Annotated in this window: 21 protein-coding genes; 16 read left to right on the top strand and 5 right to left on the bottom strand. The window is 72.7% G+C overall.

Going from position 1 to position 20,726, the window contains the following annotated elements; all coding sequences use genetic code 11:
• Positions 1 to 32: 32 nt before the first annotated feature.
• Positions 33 to 1,025 carry a 2-dehydropantoate 2-reductase gene (locus ABIQ69_RS10600; RefSeq protein WP_350347086.1) on the bottom strand — a complete coding sequence of 331 codons (993 nt, stop codon included), beginning with the start codon at positions 1,023 to 1,025 and terminating at the stop codon, positions 33 to 35.
• 30 nt (positions 1,026 to 1,055) lie between these two features.
• Here ABIQ69_RS10600 and truB point away from each other — a divergent pair, with 30 nt between their 5' ends.
• The 5 genes from truB to ABIQ69_RS10575 are packed head-to-tail and all read left to right on the top strand — an operon-like array spanning position 1,056 to position 5,022.
• Positions 1,056 to 1,964 carry a tRNA pseudouridine(55) synthase TruB gene (gene truB, locus ABIQ69_RS10595; protein ID WP_350350005.1) on the top strand — a complete coding sequence of 303 codons (909 nt, stop codon included), beginning with the start codon at positions 1,056 to 1,058 and terminating at the stop codon, positions 1,962 to 1,964.
• Positions 1,961 to 2,329: a hypothetical protein gene (locus ABIQ69_RS10590; RefSeq protein ID WP_350347085.1), complete on the top strand. Its 369-nt coding sequence runs from the start codon at positions 1,961 to 1,963 to the stop codon at positions 2,327 to 2,329. Before truB ends, ABIQ69_RS10590 begins: the two co-directional genes overlap by 4 nt.
• 40 nt (positions 2,330 to 2,369) lie before the next feature.
• The gene (locus ABIQ69_RS10585) at positions 2,370 to 2,861 is read left to right on the top strand and encodes a hypothetical protein (RefSeq protein ID WP_350347084.1); all 492 of its coding nucleotides are present in this window, start codon (positions 2,370 to 2,372) and stop codon (positions 2,859 to 2,861) included.
• Positions 2,858 to 3,787, top strand: coding sequence for a bifunctional riboflavin kinase/FAD synthetase (locus ABIQ69_RS10580; protein ID WP_350347083.1), 930 nt, complete (start codon positions 2,858 to 2,860; stop codon positions 3,785 to 3,787). Before ABIQ69_RS10585 ends, ABIQ69_RS10580 begins: the two co-directional genes overlap by 4 nt.
• Positions 3,784 to 5,022 carry an MFS transporter gene (locus ABIQ69_RS10575; RefSeq protein ID WP_350347082.1) on the top strand — a complete coding sequence of 413 codons (1,239 nt, stop codon included), beginning with the start codon at positions 3,784 to 3,786 and terminating at the stop codon, positions 5,020 to 5,022. The genes ABIQ69_RS10580 and ABIQ69_RS10575 overlap by 4 nt, the downstream gene beginning before the upstream one ends.
• Positions 5,023 to 5,055: 33 nt before the next feature.
• On the opposite strand, the gene ABIQ69_RS10570 is transcribed toward ABIQ69_RS10575, so the two are convergent.
• Complete coding sequence (locus ABIQ69_RS10570; protein WP_350347081.1) at positions 5,056 to 5,985, bottom strand: ROK family protein; 930 nt, start codon at positions 5,983 to 5,985, stop codon at positions 5,056 to 5,058.
• Positions 5,986 to 6,104: 119 nt separating this feature from the next.
• Here ABIQ69_RS10570 and ABIQ69_RS10565 point away from each other — a divergent pair, with 119 nt between their 5' ends.
• From ABIQ69_RS10565 to ABIQ69_RS10545, 5 genes are all read left to right on the top strand, one after another.
• Positions 6,105 to 7,049, top strand: coding sequence for a sugar-binding domain-containing protein (locus tag ABIQ69_RS10565; protein ID WP_350347080.1), 945 nt, complete (start codon positions 6,105 to 6,107; stop codon positions 7,047 to 7,049).
• A 43-nt stretch (positions 7,050 to 7,092) separates the two neighbouring features.
• Complete coding sequence (gene deoC / locus ABIQ69_RS10560) at positions 7,093 to 8,100, top strand: deoxyribose-phosphate aldolase (protein ID WP_350347079.1); 1,008 nt, start codon at positions 7,093 to 7,095, stop codon at positions 8,098 to 8,100.
• 17 nt (positions 8,101 to 8,117) lie between these two features.
• Positions 8,118 to 9,725, top strand: a complete 1,608-nt coding sequence (locus ABIQ69_RS10555) for an aldehyde dehydrogenase family protein (RefSeq protein ID WP_350347078.1) — start codon at positions 8,118 to 8,120, stop codon at positions 9,723 to 9,725.
• Positions 9,722 to 10,582, top strand: coding sequence for an aldehyde dehydrogenase family protein (locus ABIQ69_RS10550; RefSeq protein ID WP_350347077.1), 861 nt, complete (start codon positions 9,722 to 9,724; stop codon positions 10,580 to 10,582). The genes ABIQ69_RS10555 and ABIQ69_RS10550 overlap by 4 nt, the downstream gene beginning before the upstream one ends.
• Before the next feature lie 135 nt (positions 10,583 to 10,717).
• A complete protein-coding gene (locus ABIQ69_RS10545) occupies positions 10,718 to 11,596 on the top strand; it encodes a glycerophosphodiester phosphodiesterase family protein (protein WP_350347076.1) in 879 nt (292 codons plus the stop codon).
• An 8-nt stretch (positions 11,597 to 11,604) separates the two neighbouring features.
• Here the strand turns inward: ABIQ69_RS10545 and ABIQ69_RS10540 are convergent, their stop codons facing one another.
• On the bottom strand, positions 11,605 to 12,153 hold the full coding sequence (locus ABIQ69_RS10540) for an O-acetyl-ADP-ribose deacetylase (protein WP_350347075.1): 549 nt from the start codon (positions 12,151 to 12,153) through the stop codon (positions 11,605 to 11,607).
• Positions 12,154 to 12,157: 4 nt separating this feature from the next.
• Positions 12,158 to 12,436 (bottom strand): metal-sensitive transcriptional regulator, encoded by a 279-nt coding sequence (locus ABIQ69_RS10535; protein ID WP_312855272.1) that lies wholly within the window; start codon positions 12,434 to 12,436, stop codon positions 12,158 to 12,160.
• Here ABIQ69_RS10535 and ABIQ69_RS10530 point away from each other — a divergent pair.
• Positions 12,423 to 14,795: a heavy metal translocating P-type ATPase gene (locus tag ABIQ69_RS10530; protein ID WP_350347074.1), complete on the top strand. Its 2,373-nt coding sequence runs from the start codon at positions 12,423 to 12,425 to the stop codon at positions 14,793 to 14,795. The two genes, ABIQ69_RS10535 and ABIQ69_RS10530, sit on opposite strands and share 14 nt — an antisense overlap.
• Before the next feature lie 37 nt (positions 14,796 to 14,832).
• Here the strand turns inward: ABIQ69_RS10530 and ABIQ69_RS10525 are convergent, their stop codons facing one another.
• Positions 14,833 to 15,054 (bottom strand): hypothetical protein, encoded by a 222-nt coding sequence (locus ABIQ69_RS10525; protein WP_350347073.1) that lies wholly within the window; start codon positions 15,052 to 15,054, stop codon positions 14,833 to 14,835.
• 251 nt (positions 15,055 to 15,305) lie between these two features.
• Between ABIQ69_RS10525 and ABIQ69_RS10520 the strand changes: the two genes are divergently transcribed.
• From ABIQ69_RS10520 to ABIQ69_RS10500, 5 genes are all read left to right on the top strand, one after another.
• Complete coding sequence (locus tag ABIQ69_RS10520; RefSeq protein WP_350347072.1) at positions 15,306 to 17,429, top strand: DEAD/DEAH box helicase; 2,124 nt, start codon at positions 15,306 to 15,308, stop codon at positions 17,427 to 17,429.
• 150 nt (positions 17,430 to 17,579) lie between these two features.
• The gene (locus ABIQ69_RS10515; protein WP_350347071.1) at positions 17,580 to 18,611 is read left to right on the top strand and encodes a 6-phosphofructokinase; all 1,032 of its coding nucleotides are present in this window, start codon (positions 17,580 to 17,582) and stop codon (positions 18,609 to 18,611) included.
• Positions 18,612 to 18,636: 25 nt separating this feature from the next.
• Positions 18,637 to 19,110, top strand: coding sequence for an 8-oxo-dGTP diphosphatase (locus tag ABIQ69_RS10510; protein ID WP_350347070.1), 474 nt, complete (start codon positions 18,637 to 18,639; stop codon positions 19,108 to 19,110).
• A gap of 97 nt (positions 19,111 to 19,207) precedes the next feature.
• On the top strand, positions 19,208 to 20,386 hold the full coding sequence (locus ABIQ69_RS10505) for an inorganic phosphate transporter (protein ID WP_350347069.1): 1,179 nt from the start codon (positions 19,208 to 19,210) through the stop codon (positions 20,384 to 20,386).
• On the top strand, positions 20,383 to 20,721 hold the full coding sequence (locus tag ABIQ69_RS10500; protein ID WP_350347068.1) for a peptidase: 339 nt from the start codon (positions 20,383 to 20,385) through the stop codon (positions 20,719 to 20,721). Before ABIQ69_RS10505 ends, ABIQ69_RS10500 begins: the two co-directional genes overlap by 4 nt.
• Positions 20,722 to 20,726: the final 5 nt, after the last annotated feature.

Below are 20,726 nucleotides of genomic sequence, written 5' to 3'. Positions count from 1 at the left end.
GGTCCGGTTCGCCGGGCCCCCTTTCGGCGTCCTCAGACGTCGACGGCGCGAAGCACGCGTTCACGGTCGAGGAAGCCGCCTCGCTCCACCTCGTGCACGAGCGCGGTGAGCGCGCGATTCACGGGAGCCTCGAGGCCGGCTGCGGCGGCCTCCCGCACCACGGCACCGTTCAAGAAATCCACCTCGGTCTCCTGGCCGCGCCGAACGCTCTGCTGCGTCGACCCGAGATTGGGGACCTCGCCCATGCGGCGGGCCATCATCCACGGCAGCACTTGGCCGAGTGCGAGCGGGAGCCGTGCGAACAGACGCAGCCGCCGATCGCCGAGTCCGTTGAGGGCGCCGAAGCGGGCGCCGCGAGCGATGCCGGTTCGCGCGCACTCGCGCATCGAGGCGGTGACCACCCGGCGGAGCTCCCGGTCGGCGATCACCTCCTGCACGCTCCGCCCGACGATGGCGGGCACGGCGTTCAGCATGTTCACGACGAGCTTCGTCCACTGCGCGCCGCGGAACGACGCGATCGCCACGACCGGCACCGCCTCCGACAGGAGCGCGGCGAGCCGCCGCGACGTGGCATCGGCCGGGCCGTCGCCGCGCCCGAGGTAGCTCGCCGCCGTCGCGGTGACCCTGACGACACCGGGCTCCGTGTAGTTCGCGGCGATCATCGACAGCAGGCCGACGCAGGTGGAGTGCGGCAGCAGGTGTGCCGCGGTCTCCACGCCGTCGAGGCCGTTCTGCACGACGACGACGTCGACGCCGTCGATGAGCTCGCGGTGGTCTTCGAGCGCGGCCGCGGCATCCTGCGCTTTCGTGCACAGCAGCACAAGGTCGGGCCGACGCGACAGGCGCTCGCCCGCACGGACGCGGGCCCGCGTCTGCCCGTACCCGCCGGTGAGCCGGATGCCGTTCCCGAGGATCGCGCGGAGCCCCGCTCCACGAGCGGTCACCTCGACGTCGTGTCCGGCGCGGGCGAGGAGCGCCGCGAAGGTGCCGCCGAGCGCGCCCGCACCGATGATCCCGATCTGCACCCCCTCAGCGTAGGCGGGACGCAGGGTAGCCTGGACGGCGTGAACAGCGGCATCCTTCTCGTCGACAAGCCGCAGGGGATGACCAGTCACGACGTGGTCGCCAGGGTCCGCCGGCTCGCCGGTACCAGGAAGGTCGGCCACGCGGGCACCCTCGATCCGATGGCGACCGGTCTGCTGCTGATCGGCGTCGATCACGCGACCCGGCTGCTGCACCATCTCGTCGGCCTCGACAAGGAGTACCTCGCGACGATCCGGCTCGGCTGGGCGACGACCACCGACGACGCCGAGGGCGAGCCGGGGGAGCGGGCCGACCCGGCGCGGCTCGCCGCCGTCGCCGAGTCCGCGATCCGCGACGGGATGACCCGGCTCACGGGCGAGATCGACCAGGTGCCGAGCGCGGTCAGCGCCGTGAAGATCGACGGCAAGCGCGCGTACCAGCGCGTCCGCGACGGCGAGCAGGTGGAGATCGCCGCACGCCGGGTCACCGTCGCCGAGTTCGAGCTCCTCGCGCTCCGGCGGGAGGCGGACGCCGTCGACCTCGACGTCCGCGTCGCCTGCTCCTCGGGCACGTACGTCCGCGCGCTCGCCCGCGACCTCGGTGCCGGGCTCGGACTCGGCGGGCATCTCACCGCGCTCCGTCGCACCAGGATCGGCCGCTTCGCGGTGGCGGATGCCCCTTCGCTCGACGACCTCGACGTGGCATCCGCCCTCGTGCGGCCGGCGGAGGCGGCCCGCCGCGCGATGCCCGTGCTCGAGCTGGGGGCGCAGGAGGCGATCGACCTCGGGCACGGCAAACGCATCCCGGCGCCCGACGGCACCTCGAAGGAGACCGCGATCGCCGCCGTGGGCCCCGCCGGGCGGCTCGTGGCGATCGTGGAACGCCGGGCCGGGCAGCTGAAGGTCGTCACCGGATTCCCGCAGGAGGAGCAGCAGCCGTGATCGAGTGGTTCACCTGGGTGCAGGTCGGCGTCGCGGTCGCGGCCGGACTCCTCTGCGTGGTCCTCGGCCTCGCCGGCCGGGTGCCGAGCGACCTCACGATCGGGGCGCTCGCGCTGGTCGAGGTGCTCCTCGTGGCGCAGGTCGTCGTCGCCCTCGCCGCGCCCGCGTTCGGCAACGAGCCGACGGGCAGCGCCCTCGAGTTCGGGGTCTACCTCGTCGGGGCGCTGCTGCTGCCGCCGGCAGCGGCTTTCTGGGCGCTGCTCGAACGCAACCGGTGGTCGACGGTCGTGCTCGGCGTCGCGGCGCTCGCCGTCGCGGTGATGGTCTACCGGATGCACCAGATCTGGACCGTGCAGCTCGCGTGACGCCCCGCGCGCGTCCGCGCGTCTGAGAGAATCGAACGTCATGTCTGCTGCGCCCTCCACCTCCGAGACCCCGCCCGCCGCCGCCTCCCGCCGGAGGGTGAGCGGCATCGGTCGCGTCCTCATCGCGGTCTACGGCGTGCTCGCGCTCGCCGCGGTCGGCCGCTCGCTCGTGCAGATCGTCGAGAAGTTCGACGAGGCGCCCGTCGCCTACGCCCTGTCCGCGCTTGCCGCGGTGGTGTACGTGGTGGCGACCATCGCGCTCATCGCACCCGGCCGGGCCTGGTACCGCGTGGCCTGGGCGACGATCGTGTTCGAGTTCACCGGGGTGCTCGTGATCGGCACGCTCAGCATCGTGATGCCGCAGTGGTTCCCGCACGACACGGTGTGGTCGTGGTACGGCCGCGGGTACCTGTTCATCCCGCTCGTGCTGCCCGTGCTCGGCATGTGGTGGCTCGCGAAGCACCGGCCCGGCCGACCCGGCGGCCCCGCCGCGGACGGCGCGGATGCGCAGCCCGAGGTCGGCCGCGCATGAGGACGTTCAAGGGCGTCGACGCGGTGCCGGCGGGCTTCGGCCCGTCCGCGGTGACGATCGGCAAATTCGACGGCGTGCACCAGGGCCATCGCGCCGTGATCGCCCGGCTTCGCGACATCGCCGCGGCCGACGGGCTGCAGGCCGCGGTGGTCACGTTCGACCGGAACCCGCTGGCGCTGCTCGCCCCCGACAGGTGCCCCGACTCGCTGATGAGCGTGCGGCAGAAGCTCGGACTGCTCGCGGCGACGGGCATCGACGCGACCGTGCTGCTGCCGTTCGATCGCGCACTCGCGTCGCTGCCTGCGGAGGAGTTCGTCGAACGCGTGCTCGTCGAGGCGCTGCACGCGAGGGCCGTGCTGGTCGGTGCCGACTTCCGGTACGGCGCGCGCGGCGCAGGCGACGTCGCGCTGCTCCGCGAGCTCGGCGCCCGGTTCGGCTTCTCGGTCGAGGTCGTCGATGACGTCGCGCCGGGCGGCGATCGCCGGGTGTCGTCGACCTGGGTGCGCGAGCTCTTGGCCGAGGGCGACGTCCGTCGTGCGGGCGAGCTCCTCGGGCACACGCCGACGGTATCGGGCATCGTGGTGCACGGCGCCGCCCGCGGACGCGAGCTCGGCTTCCCCACGGCGAATCTGTCGCCGGAGTCCGAGGGACTCATCCCCGCTGACGGCGTCTATGCGGGGTGGCTCACCGATTCGGGCGTCCGGTATCCGGCGGCGATCTCGGTGGGCAACAATCCCACGTTCGAGGGCGTGCCGAGAAAGCAGGTCGAGGCCTACGTGCTCGACCGCGACCTCGACCTCTACGACCACCTCGTCGACGTGGAGTTCGTCGACCGGATTCGCGGCATGGTCGCGTTCGAGAGCGTCGAGGCGCTGATCGAGCGGATGCACCACGACGTCGAGGTCGCCCGAGAGCTGCTCGGGTGAGCCGCGACGGCGCGCCCGCCGCGGCGGGCGGCTCGCCGGCGCCGCTCTGGGCCGGGCGCTCGCTCGCGCTCCTCGGCATCGTGCTGGTGGCGTTCAATCTACGCACCGGCGTCGCGTCGCTCTCGCCGATCGTTGCGGAGGTGCGCGCCGACATCCCGTTGCCGCCCGGTCTGATCGGGCTGCTCGGGATGCTTCCGCCCCTGTGCTTCGCGGTGTTCGGCATCCTCACGCCGATCCTCGCGAAGCGGTTCGGCATCGAGGCCACGCTCGTCGCGTCCCTGGTGGCGCTGGTGGCCGGGCTCGCCGGCCGGGGACTCGCCCCCGACGCCGCGTGGATGGTCGTCGCGAGCGCCGTGACGTTCGCGGCGGGTGGGGTGGGCAACGTGCTCCTGCCGCCGCTGGTCAAGCGGTACTTCCCCGACCGGATCGGGCTCGTGACGACCGTGTACGTGACGGTGATGTCGGCGAGCACGTTCGTGCCGCCGCTCGTGGCGGTGCCGGTCGCCGATGCCGCGGGGTGGCGGACGTCGCTCGGCGAGTGGGCGCTGCTCGCGCTCGTCGCGCTGGTGCCGTGGATCGCGCTGCTGCTCCAGCCGCGGGCGCGTGCCGACGAGGCGCTGCCCGAGGAGGCGGAGCCCGGGCAGGTGCGTCGCGCGCTGCGCTCGCCGCTCGCCTGGGCGCTTGCGACGGTCTTCGCCGTGTCCGCGGTGAACGCGTACGTGATGTTCGCGTGGCTGCCGGCGATCCTGACGGATGTCGCGGGCACGTCGCACCTCGCGAGCGGCGCCCTCCTGTCGCTGTTCGCCGCGATGGGCTTGCCGGCGGGGCTCGTGGTGCCCGTCCTCGCGTCGCGGTACGGCAAGGTGCGTCTGCTCGTCGGCATTGCGGTGGTGTCGTTCGTGCTGGGCTACGGCGGCCTGCTCCTCGCTCCCGCCACGGCGACCTGGCTCTGGGTGGCGCTGATCGGCACCGGGCCGCTGCTGTTCCCGCTCGCGCTCGTGCTCATCAACCTGCGATCGCGCACGCACGCCGGATCGATCGCCTTGAGCGGCGTGGTGCAGTCGGCGGGTTACCTGGTTGCCGCGCTCGCGCCGCTCGGCATCGGGCTGCTGCACGAGGGCACGGGCGGCTGGACGTGGCCGCTGATCCTGCTGCTCGCCACGGCCGTGCCCGCGGCGATCGCGGGCTTCGTGGTGGCTCGTCCCGGCTACCTCGAGGACGAGCGCCGAGCCTGATCGGTCGAGGGACGCGGTCGGTGCTCCCGAGGGTCAGCCGAGCTCCGGTTCGAAGACGAGCGCGGCGGCGCCGATGAGCGGCCCTTCGTCCGAGAGCCCCGACGGCACGATGCGGACGCGGCGGACGAACTCGAAGGCGGTCCGCTCGGCGAGCGCCGCGCGGGCGTGATCGAAGAGCGCGGGGGACACGCGGGAGAATCCGCCGCCGATGGCGACGACGTCGAGGTCGACGAGGTTCGTCGCCGAGGCGATCGCCCGGCCGAGCGCGGTTCCGGCGCGTTCGACCGCGGCCAGGGCGATGGGATCCCCGGCGGCGTGGGCTGCGGCGAGGTCTTCGCCGGTCTTCCCGGGAAAGCCCTGCTCGCGGGCCCACGCGACGGTGCGCGGGCCGGAGGCGACGGCCTCGAGGCATCCGCGTCCGCCGCACGCGCACCGGTCGTCGAACCCGCCGACCTCCACGTGGCCGATGTGGCCGCCGTTGCCGCTGGGGCTCGGCGCAGGCCGGCCGCCGAGCAGCAGGCCGCCGCCGACGCCGGTGGAGACGATCATGCCGAGCAGGTTGGATGCCCCGCGCCCTGCGCCGACCCAGCCTTCGGCCAGGGCGATGCACAGGCCGTCGATGCGCAGGGTCACGGGCAGGCCGGGTAGGAGCTCCGCGATCCGTTCGGCGAGCGGGTGGTCGCGCCAGGCCGGCACGTTGAGCGGTGACACCGTGCCGTGGCGGAGGTCGATGGGGCCGGCGGCGCCCACTCCGATGCCGAGGAGCTCGGCATCGGTCGGGGCGGCGTCGCGGGCGGCCAGGAGCACGTCGGCGACTGCGCGTTCGAGCTCGTCGGACGTCGCGGCGGCGCCGGTGGGGCGGCGGTGCCGGGAGCCGGGGAGCAGAGCGCCCCGGTCGTCGACGAGCGCGGCTTCGACCTTGGTCCCGCCGAAGTCCAGGGCGAGGGCGACGGGGCGTGGCATGGCATCAGCATAGGCGGCATCCGGTCAGCACAGTCTGCTCATCTGAGCACGAAGCGCTGCGAGTGTTGCTGCGCGCGCAGGACGTGCCTACGCTGGAAGGCGACGTCGGAAGGAGGCGCATGGACGAGGTCGACGAACTCCTCTCGATCCGAGCGGCAGAGCTCTACTACGAGGAGAACAAGACGCAGGACGAGATCGGCCAGGCCCTCCGGCTCACGCGCTGGAAGGTGGGCCGGCTGCTCGCCCAGGCGAAGCAGCGCGGATTCATCCGCATCGAGATCCTCCACCCGCGTGCCAGGCGACTGCCCATCGAGCGGCGGCTCCGCGAGGAACGCGGCCTCACCGACGCGATCGTCGTCTCCTCAGCCGGCGTCACCAGCTCGGAGGAGCTGCAGGCCCGCACCGCGCAGGCGGCGGCCGACTACCTCACCGCCCTCCGGCCGGTGCCGCGCACCCTCGGCGTCAGCTGGGGTCGTACGCTCTTCGACCTCTCCCAGCACCTGAGGAACGGCTGGGCCACGGGCGTCAACGTCGTCCAGATCAACGGCGGCGTGAGCCTCAACCGCCGCCCCGGCACCGCCGCGGCCACGGCCGTCGGCATCGCCCAGAAGGGCGGCGGCAGCGCCACGCTGCTGCCGAGCCCCGCCATCCTCGAGCGCCTCGCGACCAAGCAGGCCATCGAGTCCGACCGCGTCGTCGCCGGCGTCATCGAGCTCGCCCGCTCGGCCGACGCCTACCTGTTCAGCGCGGGAGCCGCCGACCATGCGTCCGTGCACGTCGAGAGCGGCTACCTCTCCGCAGGCGACGTCGATCTCCTCGTCGAGAAGGGCGCCGTCGGCGATGTCGTCGGCCGCTACATCGACTCCGACGGCAACATCGTCGACCCCGCGCTCGACGCCCGCACCGTCGGGCTCACCCTCGACGAGCTCCGCTCGGCACCGCTGTCGATCGCGGTGATCTCGGGGCCGGCGAAGCATCCCGTCGCCGACGCCGTCGTGCGCAGCGGCCTCTGCACCGTCCTCGTCACCGACGAGGCCACGGCGCTCCACCTCCTCGACGGCTGACGCCGTCCCGAACCACCCCAACCAGGAATCGGCAGGTCTTCCCATGGCAGGCACCTCCCTCGCCACCGCCCGCGAGCGTGCGCTCGCGGTGCTCGGCGGCGAACCCGACGACGCGACGCTCCGGCGCTATCTGCACGGCATCGCCGGCGTGGACGCCGTCGGACTCGAACAGCGCGCGGCCGGGCTCGGCACGCGGTCGATCAAGACGAGCTCGAAGGCGTGGGCCCTCGACCGCATCATCTCGCTCGTGGATCTCACCACCCTCGAGGGCGCCGACACGCCGGGCAAGGTCCGTTCCCTCGTCGGCAAGGCGATGAACCCCGACCCCGCCGAGCCCACCACGCCCCGCGTCGCCGCGGTCTGCGTCTACGGCGACATGGTCCCGTTCGCCGTCGACGCCCTCGGAGCGGCGCACGGCGACCCCGACGACGGCGGCATCGCCGTGGCCGCGGTCGCGACGGCGTTTCCGAGCGGGCGCGCCTCGCTCGACATCAAGCTCGCCGATACCGCCGAGGCCGTCGCCGCGGGCGCCGACGAGATCGACATGGTCATCGACCGCGGGGCGTTCCTCGCCGGCCGATACGGCCAGGTGTTCGACCAGATCGCCGCGGTGAAGGAGGCCTGCCGGCGTCCCGACGGCACCAGCGCGAGCCTCAAGGTCATCCTCGAGACGGGCGAGCTCGTCACGTACGACAACGTGCGTCGCGCGTCGTGGCTGTCGATCCTCGCCGGCGGCGACTTCATCAAGACCTCGACCGGCAAGGTGCAGCCCGCGGCGACGCTGCCCGTCACGCTGCTCATGCTCGAGGTCGTGCGCGACTGGCACCGGCTCACCGGCCAGCGCATCGGCGTGAAGCCGGCCGGCGGCATCCGCGCCTCGAAGGACGCGATCAAGTACGTGGTGACGGTCGCCGAGACCGTCGGCGAGGAGTGGCTGCAGCCGCACCTGTTCCGGTTCGGCGCATCGAGCCTCCTGAACGACGTGCTGCTGCAGCGGCAGAAGCTCCGCTCGGGCCACTACTCCGGCGCCGACTACGTGACGATCGACTGAGACGGGCAGACAGACAGATGAGTTTCCTCGAGTACGCACCCGCCCCCGAATCACGGGCGATCCTGTCGCTGCGCGACGAGTACGGCCTCTTCATCGACGGCGAGTTCGTCGCCGGCCGCGGCACGCCGTTCCAGACCGTCTCGCCGGCCGACGAGCAGCGCATCGCGACCATCTCGAACGCGGACGCTGCCGACGTCGACGCCGCCGTCACGGCCGCGCGGCGCGCCTACGACGGCGCGTGGGGGCGGATGTCGGGCCGCGACCGCGGCAAGTACCTCTTCCGCATCGCGCGGCTCGTGCAGGAGCGCGCCCGCGAGCTGGCCGTCGCCGAGTCGCTCGACAACGGCAAGCCGATCAAGGAGTCGCGGGACGTGGACGTGCCGCTCGTGGCCGCCTGGTTCTTCTACTACGCCGGCTGGGCCGACAAGCTCGACCACGCGGGCCTCGGCGCGAACCCGCGCGCGCTCGGCGTCGCCGCCCAGGTCATCCCGTGGAACTTCCCGCTGCTGATGCTGGCGTGGAAGATCGCCCCGGCGCTCGCGGCAGGCAACACCGTCGTGCTGAAGCCCGCGGAGACGACCCCGCTCACCGCGCTGCTGTTCGCCGAGATCGTGCAGCAGGCCGATCTGCCGCCCGGCGTGGTGAACATCATCACGGGCGCCGGCGACACGGGGGCCGCCCTCGTGGCGCATCCCGGCGTCGACAAGGTGGCCTTCACCGGCTCGACGGCGGTCGGACGCCAGATCGCCAAGACGGTGGCCGGCACGTCGAAGCGGCTCACGCTCGAGCTCGGCGGCAAGGCCGCGAACATCGTCTTCGACGACGCCCCCATCGATCAGGCGATCGAGGGCATCGTGAACGGCATCTTCTTCAACCAGGGCCACGTGTGCTGCGCCGGCTCCAGGCTGCTCGTCCAGGAGTCCATCCACGACGAGGTCGTCGATCGTCTGAAGCAGCGGCTGTCGACCCTGCGCCTCGGCGACCCGCTCGACAAGAACACCGACATCGGGGCGATCAACTCGCGCGAGCAGCTCGAGCGGATCCGGGAGCTCTCCGAGGTCGGCGTCGCCGAGGGCGCCGAGCGGTGGAGCGCCCCGTGCGACCTGCCCGAGAACGGGTTCTGGTTCGCCCCGACGATCTTCACCGGCGTGCAGACCAGCCACCGCATCGCCCGCGAGGAGATCTTCGGGCCGGTGCTGTCGGTGCTCTCGTTCCGGACCCCGCAGGAGGCCGTCGCGAAGGCCAACAACACGCCGTACGGGCTGTCCGCCGGCATCTGGAGCGATAAGGGCAGCCGGATCCTCGCGGTCGCCGACCAGCTGCGCGCGGGCGTGGTGTGGGCCAACACGTTCAACCGGTTCGACCCGGCGAGCCCGTTCGGCGGGTACAAGGAGTCGGGCTACGGCCGGGAGGGCGGCCGGCACGGGCTCGGTGCCTATCTCGCGCCGTCGAACTCTTCGCGCGCCGCGCTGTCGGCCCGCAGCGGCGCCGCAGCTGCGGTCACGGAGGCCGCCGGAGCCGCCGAGATCGCCGGAGCCGCCGAAACCGCCGGGGCCGCCGCCAACAGCTCCAAGCCGCGCACCCGCCGAACCGCCCGTCCCGCGAAGAAGGGAGCCGCGAAGTGACCCGCCTCGCCGTGCCGAAGACCTACAAGCTGTTCATCGGCGGGGCGTTCCCGCGGAGCGAGTCGGGCCGCACCTACGAGGTGCTCGCCGCCGACGGCTCGTTCCTCGCCAACGCCGCGAAGGCGTCGCGGAAGGACGCCAGGGACGCCGTGGTCGCCGCGCGCGGGGCCGTCTCGGGCTGGGCGGGGGCGACCGCGTACAACCGCGGCCAGGTGCTCTATCGCATCGCGGAGCTGCTCGAGGGGCGGCGGGCGCAGTTCGTCGCCGAGATCGAGCAGGCCGAGGGTGTCACCCGCGCCCAGGCGACGGCACAGGTCGACGAGGCGATCGACCGGTGGGTCTGGTACGCGGGCTGGGCCGACAAGTTCGCGCAGGTCACGGGGAACGCCAACCCGGTCGCCGGCCCGTACTTCAACATCTCGGTGCCCGAGCCGACCGGTGTCGTCGCGATCGTCGCACCGCAGGATTCCTCCCTGCTCGGGCTGGTGTCGGCGACGGCGCCCGCGCTCGTCGCGGGCAACGCGGTCGTGGTGATCGCGAGCGAGCGGTTCCCGCTGTCGGCGATCAGCCTGGCCGAGGTGCTCGCGACGAGCGACGTGCCGAAGGGCGTCGTCAACGTCCTCACGGGGTCGCCGGCCGAGGTGGCGCCGTGGCTCGCGTCGCACGCCGACGTCAACGCACTGGATCTCGTCGGCGCGGCCGAGCTCGACTGGGTCGACCTCGAGATCGCCGCGGCGGACACGCTGAAGCGGGTGCTGCGACCCGAGCAGGGTCCGGATGCCGCCGCCCCGGCGCTCGACCGCATCACGGCGTTCACCGAGACGAAGACGGTGTGGCACACGAAGAGCCTGCGATAACGCACCCGCGTCGTTCGGGTGAGATGGCCCCCGAACGAGGGCGGGGCGAAGGTCACGAAACGATAACGGCCTGTGCTAGCGTGACGTCCACTTCCGCGCAACGGCGCGCGGAGGTGGAAAGGCCCGACCCCCGTGATGCGCGCCCCCCATGCGGTCATCCGACGCACCCTGCTCGTCCTCTTCGCCGCCGCCCTCACCGGCGGCCTCATCGCCGCCCAGGTGCCTCCGAAGCTCATCGCGCGTGACGTGTTCGGCGCGATGCGTGCGCCGGGGGAGCCGCCGGCGACGATCGGCCACCGGGGCGATCGAGCCCACGCGCCCGAGAACACGATGCCGGCGCTCGAGCGCGCCATGGACGAGCTCGCGTACGTCGAGACCGATGTCCGGCTCACCCGCGACGGGGTGCCGGTGCTCTTCCACGACGTGACGCTCGAGCGCATCGCGGGCGTCGACCGCACCGTCGAGGAGCTCGAGTTCGGGGAGCTCCGGCGCCTCGACGTCGGTGCCTGGTACGGCGAGGACTTCGAGGGCCTCCGGGTGCCGACGCTCGACGAGTTCCTCGCGGCATTGGCCGAGCGGGACGCGGCCAGAGCGCTCATCGAGCTGAAGGCCGACTGGAGGCCTGCCGAGGTCCGCGCCGTGATCGGTTTCGTCGAACGGCACAACCTCCGCGGACGCATCGTGCTGCAGAGCTTCAGCATCGAGACGCTGCTCGCGGTGCGGGCGGTCTCCCCGTCGACCCCGCGCATCCTGCTCACCCGCGAACTGCCGGCCGACCCGCGGTGGCTCGCCGACCGGCTGGGCGTGATCGGCTTCGGCACGACGGCCCAGGCGGTCCGGGATGCCCCGGGCGCCCTCGAGCTGCTGCACGATGCTGGCATCGCGGTGCTCTGCTACACGCTGAACACCGACGACGACTGGGCCGCGGTCTCCGCGCTCGGCGTCGACGGCATCATCACCGATCAGCCGAGCGAGCTCGACGCGTGGCTCGCGGTCACGGCGCCCGGCACCTGAGGGGGCGCTCAGTCGACGGTGAGCCCGAGCTCGGCCGCGGCCCGGGCGAACCGCTCGTGCATCGCGGGGGAGGAGAGCACGAACCGGACGAGCGGCGGCGCGCCGTCGTCGCCCGCTTCAGCGGCGACGCGCAGGGCGACGCGGGCGACGTCGTCGGCCGGCCAGCCGTAGACGCCGGCCGAGACGGCCGGGGCCGCCACGGATGCCGCGCCGAGCGAGGCGGCGAGGGCGAAGGAGTTGCGGAAGGCGTTCGCGAGGCGCACGCGGCGGGCGTCGGCTTCCTCGCCGGGACCCGGCCAGACGGGGCCTGCAGTGTGGATCACCCAGCGGGCGGAGAGCCGGCCCGCGGTGGTCGCGACCGCTTCGCCGACGGGCAGCCCGTCGGGCAGTGCGGTGCGGCGAAGCTCCCGGCAGGCGGCGAGGATCGAGGGACCGCCCGCCCGGTGGATCGCGCCGTCGACGCCGCCGCCGCCGAGCAGCGTGGAGTTCGCGGCGTTGACGATGGCGTCGACCCGTTCGCGGGTGAGGTCGCCCGTGACCAGGTCGATGCGCGGCATGTGGCTAGCTGCGGTTGTTGGAGAGCTCGAAGATGCGCACGAGCTCGGCGACGGCGGCGTCGCGCTCTTCGCCGCCGGCTTCGTACTGATGGCTCACGTGGGTGCGCAGGTGGTTCTCGACGAGGAGCTTGTTCAGGGAGGCGAGCGACTTCTGCACCGCCAGCGACAGGGTGATGATGTCGACGCAGTAGTCCTCGTTCTCGATCATCTTCTCGATGCCCCGGAGCTGGCCCTCGATGATCTTCGTGCGGTGCAGCGCTCGCTTCTTGATGTCCTCGATCACACTCCTAGGATACTCCGGTTGCGCGGCATACCCCCCATGGGTATTCTCGACCATCGTGGACACCCGGATCATCGACCTCGACATCGACGGCATGACCTGCGCGAGCTGCGTCGCGCGGGTCGAACGACGGCTCGGCCGCCTCGACGGCGTCGACGCCCAGGTCAACCTCGCGACCGAGCGCGCACGCGTGACCTATCCCGTCGGGCTCGACGTGGCGCGCCTGCTCGACGCGGTGCGCGAGGCCGGCTACCGGGCGAGCGTCCCGGTAGCGGCACCGGCAGCGGCAGCTCCGCCTGCGGCCGACCCCGTCGTCGAAACGGCAGGCGCAGAGACGACGGGCGATCAGACGACCTCAGGCGCCGAGGCATCCGTCACCGCAGCCACCCGCCGGGCCGCCGCACACGAGGCGGCCGACCCGCTGCGCTCGCGCCTGCTCGTCTCCGCGGTGCTCACCGTCCCGGTCGTCGTGCTCGCGATGATCCCGGCCCTGCAGTTCCCGAACTGGCAGTGGCTCTCGCTGGTGCTCGCCGCACCCGTCGTGGTCTGGGGCGGCTGGCCCTTCCACCGGGCCGCCTGGACGAACCTCCGCCACGGCGCGCTCACCATGGACACGCTCGTCTCGCTCGGCACCCTCACCGCGTTCGGCTGGTCGCTGTGGGCACTGTTCTTCGGCTCGGCCGGCATGACCGGGATGACCCACGAATGGTCGTTCGGCGTGCGCGGCACGCCGGGCGGCGACATCTACCTCGAGGTCGCGGCGGGCGTGGTCACGGTGATCCTGCTCGGCCGGGTCCTCGAGTCCCGGTCGAAGCGGCGCGCCGGCGAGGCGCTCACCTCCCTCGCCGCGCTCGCGCCGAGCGAGGTCACGGTGCTCCGTCCGGATGCGTCGGAGGCCCGCGCGCCGCTCGCCGAGCTGCGCCCGGGCGACCGGTTCGTCGTGCGACCGGGGGAGCGGATCGCCGCGGACGGCATCGTCGTCGAGGGGTCGGCATCGGTCGACGAGAGCATGCTCACCGGAGAGCCCGCCCCCGTCGACGTCGAGGAAGGCGCCGCCGTGACGGGCGCGACCATCGCCCACGGCGGGCGCCTGGTCGTCGCGGCGACCCGTGTCGGCGCCGACACGAGGCTCGCGCAGATCGCCCGGCTCGTCGAGGACGCTCAGCTCGGCAAGAGCCGCGCCCAGCGGCTCGCGGACCGCATCTCGGCGGTGTTCGTGCCGATCGTCATCCTCATCGCCGTGGGCACCGCGGCGGTCTGGCTCGCGACCGGGAGCCCGCTCGAGGCCGCCGTCACCGCGGCCGTCGCCGTGCTCGTCATCGCCTGCCCCTGCGCGCTCGGCCTCGCGACGCCCATGGCGATCCTCGTTGGCACGGGCCGGGGCGCCTCGCGCGGCATCCTCATCACCGGGCCGGAGGCCCTCGACCGGACCGCGGGGATCGACACGGTCCTGCTCGACAAGACCGGCACCCTGACAACCGGCCGGATGCGCCTCGCCGAGATCGTGGCCGCCGAAGGCGAGTCGGCGCCGCGTGCGCTCGCCATCGCCGCCGCGCTCGAACGCGGGTCGGAGCATCCGATCGCCCGTGCCGTCGTCCAGGGAGCCGAGCGCGACGGCGCGGCCCCACTCGAGGTCGCCGGCTTCCGCGCCCACGCGGGCCTCGGCGTCACCGGTCGAGTCGACGGCGTCGAGGCGACCGTCGGGCGACCGGCCTTCCTCGTCGATCGGGGCCACCGGATGCCGCCCGCGCTCGCGGAGTCGATCGCCGCATCCGACCGGACGGCGGTCGCCGTGGGCTGGGACGGCGAGGTCCGCGCCGTCCTCGAGGTCGGCGACGACCTCCGCGTCGGCGCGAAGGACGCCGTCGAGCGGCTGCGCACGCTGGGCCTGCGCCCGGCGCTCGTCACGGGCGACGCGACGCGCCCCGCGCACCGCATCGCCGCGGCGGTCGGCATCGACGAGGTGCACGCGGAGGTCGCACCCGAGGGCAAGCTCGACCTCGTGCGACGCCTGCAGGGCGAGGGCCGCCGAGTCGCGATGGTCGGCGACGGGGTGAACGACGCCGCCGCGCTCGCCGCGGCCGACCTCGGCATCGCGATGGGCGGGGGAACGGATGCCGCGGCCGCCGCGAGCGACCTCGCGCTGCTCCGCGACGAGCCGGGCGCCGTGCCCGACGCGGTGCGGCTCGCGCGTGCGACGCTCGGCACGATCCGCGGCAACCTGTTCTGGGCCTTCGCCTACAACGTCGCAGCGATCCCGCTCGCCGCCGCCGGCCTGCTCAACCCGATGATCGCGGGTGCCGCCATGGCGTTCTCGAGCGTGTTCGTGGTACTGAACAGCCTGCGCCTGCGGCGCGCGTGAGCGGGCGCCGGGCGCCGACAGTGCTCGGCCGGCTCGGTCAGCCCTCGTCGAGTGCGGCGGCGCCCGGCCGCTCATCGCCGAGGTCGACCCGTCGTTCGGCGTCGATGCCCGGCACCTCGTCGGCGAGCGCGTCGTCGACGGGCCGCTCGTCGTCGGTCGGCGCCGGCTCCACCTCGTCGAACTCGGTGTCCTGCGCGACCGTGAAGTCGTCGTCGTCATCCGGCGAGACGCCTGCGCCCGCCCTCGCGAGATCGTCCATGCGCCCCATGGTAGGTCCTGCGCGCCGCTCGCGCACGGGTCGCCGCGGCCCGCTAGACTGGAACGAGCGCCCGACGGATCCGTTCTCGGCCCGACGGCGCGGGTTCCGCCCGCGCCCTGCTCGGCTGGCCAGCTCTGGCAGCCCGGATCCGCGCACCGATGGACGCGTCGCACGACGCGTCGGGGAGCGGACTCGATCATGGTTCGACGGCTCAGGCGCGGACGGATGCACCCCTGAGAGCAGGAGGACCCTTGGCCCAGACCAGGCAGCGGCAGCGCACGCGCTCGCGCGACGATGACGCGCCGATCATCCCGATCCTCGCGCGCAAGGTGCGCGAGGTCGAGCAGAAGGCGCAGAAGAACAAGCTCGGCCCCACGAACCGCACGAAGTTCCAGGTCATCGCGCTGCTCATGCGCGAGGAGCGCGCGCGGGTGAAGGCCGACTCCGAGGTGACCGACGCCGCTCGCGCCGAGCTGCTGAAGCGTCTCGACGGCATCGCGCAGATCCTCGCGAAGACCGCGGCACGCGACACCAGCCTCATCGCGCTGCTCGAGCCGGATGCCTCGGTGGGCCAGGTCGCCCAGCGGTTCCGCCGCGATTGGCTGATCGAGTCGGGTGCCGAGCTCAGCCCCGACGAGCTCATCATCACGCGCGAGCCCGAACCGGTCGCCCAGCTCGCCGAGAACCAGGTCATCCCCGCCTCCGTGCGCTCGTTCCAGCTCGCGAACCCGTTCCTCGCGCCCGATTTCCCGAAGGCGCAGACGCCCGCGGTGCCGGTGCGACGACTCGCCAACTGGGAGCTGCTCGGGCCGCTGTTCAAGTCGTTCGAGCAGGGATCGGGCGGCCAGGCGGCCAGCATGGAGCTGCCCGAGGCGCCCGCCGTCGACCGGCTCGCGCCGCGCGGGCTCGAGCTCATGAAGCACCAGGCCCGTTTCATCGAGGCCGCCCGGCTCGGCCACCGCACGTTCCTGCTCGCCGACGAGCCCGGCCTCGGCAAGACGGCGCAGTCGGTGCTCGCGGCATCCGTCGCCGGCGCCTACCCGCTGCTCGCCGTCGTGCCGAATGTCGTGAAGATGAACTGGGCGCGCGAGGTCGAGCGCTGGACGCCGCATCGCCGGGCCACGGTCATCCACGGCGACGGCGACACGCTCGATGCCTTCGCCGACGTCGTGGTGGTCAACTACGACGTGCTCGATCGGCATATGGCGTGGCTGTCGACGATGGGCTTCCGCGGCATGGTCGTCGACGAAGCCCACTTCATCAAGAACCTCTCGTCGCAGCGGTCGCGCAACGTCCTGGCGCTGGCCGAACGCATCCGCGAGCACGCCCCGGGCGGCGACCCGCTCCTGCTCGCCCTCACCGGAACGCCGCTCATCAACGACGTCGACGACTTCCGGGCGATCTGGCAGTTCCTCGGCTGGATCGACGGCGACCGCCCCTCGGCGGAGCTGCTGGGCCGGCTCGAGGCCACCGGGCTCACCCCGGCCGACCACGGCTTCTATGCCGAGGCGCGTCAGGCGGTCATCGACCTCGGCATCGTGCGTCGGCGGAAGGTCGATGTGGCCGCCGACCTGCCGGCCAAGCGCATCGCCGATCTCCCCGTGGAGCTCGACGACGAGCTCGGCCGTTCGGTGCGGGCCGCCGAGCGGGAGCTCGGCGCGCGGCTCGCGAACCGGTTCCGCGCGCTCGTCGACGCGCGAGGGCTCCGCGTGGGCGACCTCGACGAAGACCAGCGCGACCAGCTCATCCGTGCGGTCGCGCACGCCGAGCTCGAGGAGTCGAAGTCGGCGAAGTCGGGCGAGAACGTGTTCACGATGGTGCGGCGCATCGGCCAGGCGAAGGCGGGCCTCGCGGCCGACTACGCCGCGCAGCTCGCACGCTCGGCGGGCAAGGTCGTCTTCTTCGCCAAGCACATCGACGTCATGGACCAGGCCGAGGCCGTGTTCGCCTCGCGGGAGCTGAAGACCGTCTCGCTCCGCGGCGACCAGACGGCGCTCGCGCGCCAGGCTGCGATCGACGCGTTCAACAAGGACCCCGAGGTCCACGTCGCCGTCTGCTCGCTGACCGCGGCCGGCGTCGGCGTGAACCTGCAGGCGGCCTCGAACGTGGTGCTCGCGGAGCTCAGCTGGACGAGCGCCGAGCAGACGCAGGCCATCGACCGCGTGCACCGCATCGGCCAGGAGGAGCCCGTGACCGCGTGGCGGATCATCGCCGCGCACACGGTCGACGCCCGCATCGCCGAGCTCATCGACGCGAAGCAGGGGCTCGCCGCGCGGGCGCTCGACGGCAGCGACGTCGAGCCCGGCTCGGCCGACTCCGTGCAGCTCGACGCGCTCCAGCACCTGCTCCGCGCCGCCCTCGACGGAGCGCTGTAGTCGAGCCGCAGCCGCGGGCCGTGCGCCGGGCCGCGCGCCCGGGGGCGCCGTCACGGCGCCCTCGTCGCGCGCGCTAGACTGCCGCTCGTCCGTGCCTCGAGGATGCGGCTCCGGCGATCCTTCCCCCAGACCCGAGGAGCAACACCAGGCATGAAGATCGGCATTCTCACCAGCGGCGGCGACTGCCCGGGGCTGAACGCGGTCATCCGCGGAGCCGTGCTGAAGGGCGTCATCTCGCACGACACCGAGTTCGTCGGCTTCCGCTGGGGCTGGCGCGGCGTCGTCGAGCAGGACATCGTCCCGATCACGCGCCACGACGTGCGCGGCCTCGCGCGACAGGGCGGCACCATCCTCGGCTCCAGCCGGACGAACCCGTTCGAGGGTGAGGGCGGAGGGCCCGAGAACATCCAGCGCATGCTCGACGAGCAGGGCATCGACGCGATCATCGCCATCGGCGGCGAGGGCACGCTGACGGCCGCACGCCGGCTGCACGACGAGGGCGGCATCAACGTCGTCGGCGTGCCGAAGACCATCGACAACGACCTCGCCGCCACCGACTACTCCTTCGGCTTCGACACCGCGGTCGAGATCGCGACGGAGGCGATCGACCGCCTGCGTACCACCGCGGACTCGCACGGCCGCTGCATGGTGCTCGAGGTCATGGGCCGCCACGTCGGCTGGATCGCCCTGCACTCGGGCATGGCCGGCGGTGCGCACGCGATCCTCATCCCCGAGCAGCCGCAGTCGATCGAGCAGATCTGCGAGTGGGTCGAGTCGGTCCGCGACCGCGGCCGTGCGCCGCTCGTGGTCGTCGCCGAGGGCTTCCACCTCGACTCGATGGACGAGGCGCACTCGCACAAGGGCCTCGACGCGTTCAACCGGCCCCGCCTCGGCGGCATCGCCGACCTGCTGGCGCCCATGATCGAGGAGCGCACCGGCATCGAGTCCCGTGCGACGGTGCTCGGCCACATCCAGCGCGGCGGCGCGCCGAGCGCGTACGACCGCGTGCTCGCGACGCGGCTCGGCATGGCCGCCGTCGACGCGGTGTACGACGGGGCGTGGGGGTCGATGGTCACCCTCCGCGGCACCGACATCGAGACCGTCACGATCGCCGAGGCCGTCGGCAGCCTGAACCGGGTTCCCGAGTCGCGCTACGACGAGGCGAAGATCCTCTTCGGCTGACGCCGACGGCGGAGGGATGAGTCGGATGCCCCTGCCCGAGGTCTGCGTCTGCTACCTGCTCCGCGAGCGCGACGGGCGCGTCGAGGTGCTCCTCGGGCGCAAGAAGCACGGGCTCGGCGAGGGCCGCTACGTCGCGCCGGGCGGCAAGCTCGAGCCGGGGGAGAGCGCGGTGGAGGCCGCCGTGCGCGAGGTGCTGGAGGAGTCGGGGCTCGTCGTCGAGGCATCCCATCTCGAACCGCGCGGCCGACTGACGTACCTGTTCCCGCACCGGGAGGCGTGGAGTCAGGTCTCGCACGTCTTCGTCTGCCGCGCCTGGCGGGGCGAGCCGGTGCCGAGCGACGAGCTCGACCCCGAGTGGTTCCCGGTCGCCGAGGTGCCGTTGGCCGAGATGTGGGATGACGCCAGCCGGTGGCTGCCGGGCGTGCTCGGGGGCGGCACCGTGGACCGCACGTTCGTGTTCGGCGAGGACCTCTCGTCCGTGGTGGAGGACGGCCGCTGAGGTCGCGTAGGATCGTCGGGGCACCGCGCCGACGCGTTTCCGCAATCCTCACCGCATGAACAGTCGGTGAACCACTTCACCCACGAGAAAGACGCCGGTGGAACTCACCCTCATCGTCGTGCTGGTCATCGCACTGGCCCTCTTCTTCGATTTCACGAACGGCTTCCACGACACCGCGAACGCGATGGCGACGCCGATCGCGACGGGAGCGCTGAAGCCGAAGGTCGCGGTGGCCCTCGCCGCCGTGCTGAACCTCGTCGGCGCGTTCCTGTCGACCGAGGTGGCGAAGACCATCTCCGGCGGCATCATCCGGGAGGGCGACGACGGGGTGCTGATCACCCCCGAGCTGATCTTCGCGGGGCTCATCGGCGCGATCGTGTGGAACATGGTCACCTGGCTGTTCGGCCTGCCGTCCTCGTCGAGCCACGCCCTCTTCGGCGGACTCATCGGATCGGCGCTCGTCGGCTTCGGGCTCCAGGCCATCGACTTCTCGGTGGTGATGTCCAAGGTCGTACTGCCCGCGCTGCTCGCGCCGCTCACCGCGGGACTCGTCGCGTACACGGCCACGAAGCTGGCCTATGCCATCACCCGGCGCTACGACGGCAAGCCCGACGGCCGCGACGGGTTCCGGCACGCGCAGATCTTCTCGAGCTCGCTCGTCGCGCTCGCCCACGGCACCAACGACGCGCAGAAGACGATGGGCGTGATCACGCTCACCCTCATCTCCGTGAACCTCCAGCCCGCAGGCTCCGGCCCCGAGTTCTGGGTCGTCGTGGTGTGTGCGCTCGCGATCGCGCTCGGCACCTACATGGGCGGCTGGCGCATCATCAAGACGCTCGGCACCGGCCTCACCGACGTCAAGCCTGCGCAGGGCTTCGCGGCGGAGACCTCGACGGCCGCCACGATCCTCGCCTCGAGCCACCTCGGCTTCGCGCTGTCCACCACGCAGGTCGCATCGGGCTCGGTCATCGGCTCCGGCCTCGGCCGGCGCGGGTCGAAGGTGCGCTGGCGGACGGCCGGCCGCATCGGCGTCGGCTGGCTGCTCACCCTGCCCGCCGCGGGCGCCGTGGGCGCCATCGCCGCGCTCGTCGCGCACCTCGGGGTCGTGGGCGTGATCGTCGACGCCGTCGTGGGCGTGGTGGTCATCGTGGCGATCTTCCTCATCTCCCGCCGCAGCGAGGTCTCGCACAAGAACGTCGTGAGCGAGGTCGCCGCCTCCGGTCGCGCCGTGAAGATCAAGCGCAACCCCAAGCCCAAGAAGAAGGTCAAGCAGTGATCGACTGGCTGGCGTTCGTCGTCGTCCTCCTCGCCGCCCTCATCGGCGCCGCCGTCGTGGTGAGCGCCTACTCGCTCGGCATCCGCCTGCTCACGATCTCGGGGCGCACGCCCATCGTCACACCGGCGGAGTTCACCGACGCGATCACCGTGGTGACCCCCGCCGAGGCCAAGGCCGCTGCGAAGCGCGCGGCGAAGGCGGCGAAGAAGAGCCCGCTCACCGCCGGACAGAAGCGAGCCGCGTTCATCGGCGCGATCGCCTGCTTCACCCTTTCCGGACTGGCGGTGCTCGTGGGAATCTATCTCATCGTCCCCGCGCTGCACGCCACCGGATAAGGAGC

Origin of the sequence: Agromyces sp. G08B096, from assembly GCF_040267705.1 — a bacterium.
Classification (GTDB): domain Bacteria; phylum Actinomycetota; class Actinomycetes; order Actinomycetales; family Microbacteriaceae; genus Agromyces.
This window is presented reverse-complemented; position numbering and strand designations above follow the sequence as displayed.

Excerpts from the sequence above, each read along its gene's own strand:
- ABIQ69_RS10585 (WP_350347084.1), top strand. The coding sequence starts at position 2,370 with ATGTCTGCTGCGCCCTCCACCTCCGAGACCCCGCCCGCCGCCGCCTCC.
- ABIQ69_RS10580 (WP_350347083.1), top strand. The coding sequence starts at position 2,858 with ATGAGGACGTTCAAGGGCGTCGACGCGGTGCCGGCGGGCTTCGGCCCG.
- ABIQ69_RS10570 (WP_350347081.1), bottom strand. The coding sequence starts at position 5,985 with ATGCCACGCCCCGTCGCCCTCGCCCTGGACTTCGGCGGGACCAAGGTC.
- ABIQ69_RS10565 (WP_350347080.1), top strand. The coding sequence starts at position 6,105 with ATGGACGAGGTCGACGAACTCCTCTCGATCCGAGCGGCAGAGCTCTAC.
- deoC (WP_350347079.1), top strand. The coding sequence starts at position 7,093 with ATGGCAGGCACCTCCCTCGCCACCGCCCGCGAGCGTGCGCTCGCGGTG.
- ABIQ69_RS10555 (WP_350347078.1), top strand. The coding sequence starts at position 8,118 with ATGAGTTTCCTCGAGTACGCACCCGCCCCCGAATCACGGGCGATCCTG.
- ABIQ69_RS10545 (WP_350347076.1), top strand. The coding sequence starts at position 10,718 with ATGCGCGCCCCCCATGCGGTCATCCGACGCACCCTGCTCGTCCTCTTC.
- ABIQ69_RS10540 (WP_350347075.1), bottom strand. The coding sequence starts at position 12,153 with ATGCCGCGCATCGACCTGGTCACGGGCGACCTCACCCGCGAACGGGTC.
- ABIQ69_RS10530 (WP_350347074.1), top strand. The coding sequence starts at position 12,423 with ATGTCCTCGATCACACTCCTAGGATACTCCGGTTGCGCGGCATACCCC.
- ABIQ69_RS10525 (WP_350347073.1), bottom strand. The coding sequence starts at position 15,054 with ATGGACGATCTCGCGAGGGCGGGCGCAGGCGTCTCGCCGGATGACGAC.
- ABIQ69_RS10515 (WP_350347071.1), top strand. The coding sequence starts at position 17,580 with ATGAAGATCGGCATTCTCACCAGCGGCGGCGACTGCCCGGGGCTGAAC.
- ABIQ69_RS10510 (WP_350347070.1), top strand. The coding sequence starts at position 18,637 with ATGCCCCTGCCCGAGGTCTGCGTCTGCTACCTGCTCCGCGAGCGCGAC.